This is a genomic window from Pedobacter sp. Leaf250 (assembly GCF_920984735.1).
In the GTDB taxonomy this organism is placed as follows: Bacteria; Bacteroidota; Bacteroidia; order Sphingobacteriales; family Sphingobacteriaceae; genus Pedobacter.
Genome location: NZ_CAKLBU010000050.1, coordinates 1 through 821 on the forward strand (window position 1 = coordinate 1; position 821 = coordinate 821).

At 41.7% G+C, this 821-nt stretch carries 1 protein-coding gene; it reads left to right on the forward strand.

The features are described from left to right. Nucleotides 1-759: transposase (locus LUA91_RS20635; protein WP_231428006.1), on the forward strand; the 759-nt coding region annotated here is incomplete at its 5' end. Between the last annotated feature and the right edge of the window lie 62 nt (nt 760-821).

Genomic DNA, 821 nt, shown 5'->3' on the forward strand with positions numbered 1-821 from the left:
AAGATTAGTAATTATATGCGCACATTGGACAACAAGACCATTACCGACAAAACATGCTCTATGGCTATTGCCCAGTTCGGACTGGAAAGAAAGCTTGATAATTGGCACAGGCCAAAAAACATATATAGAAGCCTGCAGCAGTTGACCAGAGAGCGCGATCAGATTGTGAACGAACGTTCAATGGTAAAAAACCAACTGCATGCCGAGCAGTCCGAAGCCCATCCGCACGCAAACAGCGTTAACAGGCTGAAGGCACGAATCAGTTTTCTCAATGGGCAGGAAAAAGAGATTAAAGGGGATATAACTGAAATTATCCGACAGGACAGCGAACTTCATGCCCAGATACGAAACATGGCTACCCTGACAGGAATTGGAGAGCTTACAGCAGTAATTGTACTTGCCGAAACAAATGGCTTTGAACTAATCCGAAGCAAAAAGCAACTTACCAGCTATGCTGGACTGGATGTAAGAGAGAAACAATCGGGTACTTCGGTCAAAGGCAAACCCTGTATATCAAAAAAGGGCAACCGTAGCTTGAGAAAGGCCATGTATTTGCCTGCATTATCGGCAGTAAAATGGGATGAAAGATTTAAGGGAATATATATGAGGATCGTTTCCAAACACGGAATAAAAATGAAGGGGCTGGTGGCAGTACAACGGAAATTACTTGAGATGATGTATACCCTGAACAAAAACAAAACAGCCTATGACAACCAGTATTTACTAAAAGAGAATAGCGTACAGACACAAATTGCATAAGTACGCTATACAGGCTAGTTCTGGACTGCCTTAGAATAACAAAAGTATGAAAATTAATATTT